Source organism: Curtobacterium sp. MCBA15_007 (assembly GCF_001864905.1).
Classification (GTDB): Bacteria; Actinomycetota; Actinomycetes; order Actinomycetales; family Microbacteriaceae; genus Curtobacterium; species Curtobacterium poinsettiae.
Map to the genome: position 1 here is coordinate 1,305 of NZ_MJGM01000031.1, position 3,727 is coordinate 5,031.

Consider the following 3,727-nt stretch of genomic DNA (forward strand, 5'->3'; position numbering starts at 1 on the left):
CGTAGACGTAGACGTAGACGAGTCTGCCGCCGCGCGCGAAGCTCCAAAGATCGAATCGACACTGACATTGCAACCGGCTCGGCGAGGAGCCGTCGAGCGTCGGAGCCGCGGCCTCAGCGACCCGCATTGAGGCCGTCGCGATCATCCAGCGGACGGACCCGACCGCTCGCAAGGAGGTGACATATCGGGCTATGCTTGGGGAGCGTTGGCGGGCGAAGGGGGCAACGTTGGGGGATTTGACGGTCGATGCGTCTGCGATGCATGCGGTTGCGACGAAGGCGAAGAATGCGGCGGCGGAGTTCGGTTCGGAGCGGGCGCTCTCCGAGGCGGATGGTGGGTGTTTCGGTTCTGATGTCGTGGCATCGGCATTCACGACGTCTGCGCGGGCACAGGACGCGATGGTCCGTTCGCTCGGTGAGGACGCGGAGACGTTGAGCCGATTTGTGCAGGACGCTGTTTCGGAGATGGAGCAGACGGACGCGGGTCTGGCGGAGGAGCTGCGATGACTGCCGATCCGACAGCGGGCGATCCGGACGGGATCCGTCGGCTTGCACGCTTGCACACGCAGCACGCCGACGCAGTCCGTGCCGGGGCTCGGCAGGTGGTGAACGCTGCTGAGGCAGCGCAGTCCGGGTGGAGCGGGAAGGCGCAGGAGCGGTTCGTCACGGTGGCGGCGACGGTGCCCGCGAGTTCGCAGCGCATCGCGGCTCGGCTCGACGAGGCCGCTTCGGCGTTGGGCACGTATGCACGCGAGGTGCAGCAGATCCAGGACGAAGCGCAGCGAGTGCAGACTGCCCAGCAGAACGCAGCCGATGACGTCGCGGCGAATGCCCGCGCGATCCGCGCGGCCACCGCGACCGCGCAGAGCGTGGACGCGGTGGAGTCGGACACAGTGAAGCTCCAACAGTTGCAGAACGGAGCGGCGAGCCTCGCCGGGCTGCAGGGGCGGTTGTCCGTGCAGTGGGAAGAGCTGGTGATGCGGCGCGATGCAGCCGATCGACGTGCTGCCTCGGCTCTGGAAGCTCCGGAGGTCGTCGGCACGCTCAAGTCTGCCGCGGCCGTGGCGAAGATGAGTGACGGGCAGTTCCTCACGTGGCTCGGCACGCTTGACAAGGAGTCGATCGCCGCGTTGCAGGACGATCCGGCGATCGCTGCACGCTTGGCGCGCATGGACGCGAAGGACGTGGCGCTGTGGTGGAACGCGATGTCCGGTCCGGCCGGTGCGCACTCCGCCGAGCAGGATGCGTTCGTCGCGGCGCTCCCGGTGGCGCTCGGGAACCTGAACGGCGTCGCGTACTGGGCGAGGGCGCGAGCGAACAAGACTGTGCTCGCAGACAAGCTCAGCGAAGCCAAGCAGAAGACGTCGTACTGGGAGAAGCAGTTGAAGAACGCTTCGAGCCCCGCGGCCGCCGCGGCCGCCCGAACGCAACTCCAGATCTGGGAACGGCAGCGCGACGGATACCAGAACATTCAGATGACGTTGGACACGAAACCTGTCTCGCTCATCTCGCTCGTCGATGACAGGCCGCCGTTGGCGCAGATCGTCGCCGGTGACATGGACACCGCGGTGCACGTGACGTACATCGTGCCCGGCATGAACACGGCGACGTACCAGGACGGGACCGTGCAGAACTACGCAACGATTGCTGCCGGTATGCGAGCGGAACAAGCGGTACTCGGGAAGACCGCCCCCTCCAATGTGGCAGTCGTCTCCTGGATCGGGTATCACGGGCCGATGGCGGATGACCTGTCGTTCGCATCTGTCGTGGCGAACGGGCGCGCCCACACGGGCGCTGACGCCCTCGTCGCCGATTTGAACGGCTTCGACGCAGTTCGTGCAGCGTCGGGTAGAGACTCGAGCCTGTCTGTCGTCGCGCACTCGTACGGCACGAACGTGGCAACGATCGCGCTGACGAAGACCCACGCCGACCACGTCGTGCTCCTCGGGTCCGCCGGGGTCACGGACGTTGCGCCGAACGCCGACGCACTGCAGGTGCCGAAGGGTGAGGTATTCGCAAGCCAAGGAGCGAAAGACGGGTGGGCGATCACCGGGCAGAACCTGTCGGGCCGCCAGGACCCGACGGACCCGTCCTGGGGCGCCCATGACTTCAGCGCCGAGACGCAAGGGTCCGGTGCTGACACGCTGAACGGCATCACCCATCACGGCCCGTACGACGGCCGCGAGGGCAATGATCAAGGTCGCTACTCGTACTTCGACAATGCGACGACCGCGCAGTACAACACTGCGAAGGCAACGATGGGTCTTGGCGATCAGATCCCTGAAGCTGGTGCTCCCTTCGATCGGATGCGGCAGCAGACGAAGGACAATTGGTTCATGTACGAGTGGCAGACAGGACTGACCGGTGATCCGACTCAATGACCGACGGGCCGTCGTGGGTGCGTTGTGCGCACTCGTTGCGACTCTCATCACCGGCTGCTCTGACACCGGACCCCACACCCCAGCGAGCAAGGATTCATCCATGACGTTGCAGGAGTCACATCAGAATGTGCTCGACATCTTCGCCGCGATTACGTCGGTTGTCGGAGAGGATGGATGGGCCGAGGGGACCGAGTCGGAATGGAACGGCTGCTCCTCGCAGGGTGGAGCGGGGGCGCAGTTCATGCTCACCGCGATCCGGAATCAACCTCTCTCCGGTACGCCGGATGATGTGACGAAGCGTGTTGCAGCCGCGCTCAAGTCGAGGCTGGGCATGGAAGGTATCCGCGTACAGCACGACGAGACGTTGTCGCCTCCCCGGACGGTCATCGGTTACCCGAACGGCTACAACGGCGGGACCGCTGCCGACGGGTACGGATTGCAGTTCCAGACCGATCCCGGCTTCGTTGGAGTCATCATCTACGGGCACTGCGTGCCCGGGAACCCACCCAAGCTCGGGACACCGCTGAATCCGCGCCCTTCCGAATCGTCGAAGCCGTCAGGCAGTTGAGACCCTCCCGCGGTCGAGGGATGGTCCGGTGATTGCCCGCGCTCCGTCTCTCGGCGCTGGCCAAGTGTGGGAGGCGGGACGGACGGCGTGCTGCTGTTCGAGGACGTGGCAGACAGGGACGCAGTTTGACCCCGCGGTGTAGACGCTTGACCGTGATGTGCGCACTGGGCGCCTCCGCCGTTCTCCTCTTGACCCGTAAGGAGTCGTCGTCGCTCATGAGGTTCGGGATCTGCGGTCCCGCGATCCCGGCGTAGAGCACCAGGAACTGGGCGAGCGAGAGGGGCATCGACAGCGCCGCACTCCGAGCCCCCTCGAAAGCACGATGCGCCATCTCGGAGTCGCGCGGTTCGATCGGCCTCCCGGCGAACACGGCGCGGCGCACGCTCCGTCGGCCCGTTCGGTCGAGCTCGAGGACCGGCCACCGCATCGTCGGAGCCAGCTTGATCGTCGACGGGAGGCTCGAACCGGTCCCGCTCAACCCGCCGAGCGCCAAGGCATACCCGAGGACGGTCAGGAACCGGCTCAGCGCATCGTCGCCGCTCGGCAGCAACAGCCCGACGACCGCCTCCGCGACGACCCCGCCGATGGCGATCCAGATCGTCCGCCGCCGAGCGCGACGGGCGATGCCCTCGTCGTCCCCCATGCACTCCAACCCACGAGGACCGCCCGCTTCGCGTGCGTCGCGGAGGCGAGGCGCGCCTCCAAACCGGACCGCCCTGCCAGCGCGGCCTGGGCCGCGGGGGTGAGTCGCGCCTCCCGGCCGTCAGGCGACGCCGCGT

General features: G+C 66.8%; 3 protein-coding genes. All 3 read left to right on the top strand.

Annotated elements, in window-relative coordinates; translation table 11 throughout:
* Positions 1-227 precede the first annotated feature (227 nt).
* The 3 genes from BIU95_RS12560 (at position 228) to BIU95_RS17800 (ending at position 2,948) form a co-directional block, all read left to right on the top strand.
* Complete coding sequence (locus BIU95_RS12560; RefSeq protein WP_139179786.1) at positions 228-506, top strand: hypothetical protein; 279 nt, start codon at positions 228-230, stop codon at positions 504-506.
* Complete coding sequence (locus tag BIU95_RS12565; RefSeq protein WP_071251830.1) at positions 503-2,380, top strand: alpha/beta hydrolase; 1,878 nt, start codon at positions 503-505, stop codon at positions 2,378-2,380. Before BIU95_RS12560 ends, BIU95_RS12565 begins: the two co-directional genes overlap by 4 nt.
* A gap of 100 nt (positions 2,381-2,480) precedes the next feature.
* Positions 2,481-2,948: a hypothetical protein gene (locus BIU95_RS17800; protein WP_056068165.1), complete on the top strand. Its 468-nt coding sequence runs from the start codon at positions 2,481-2,483 to the stop codon at positions 2,946-2,948.
* Positions 2,949-3,727 lie beyond the last annotated feature (779 nt).

Excerpts from the sequence above, each read along its gene's own strand:
- BIU95_RS12565 (WP_071251830.1), top strand. The coding sequence starts at position 503 with ATGACTGCCGATCCGACAGCGGGCGATCCGGACGGGATCCGTCGGCTT.
- BIU95_RS17800 (WP_056068165.1), top strand. The coding sequence starts at position 2,481 with ATGACGTTGCAGGAGTCACATCAGAATGTGCTCGACATCTTCGCCGCG.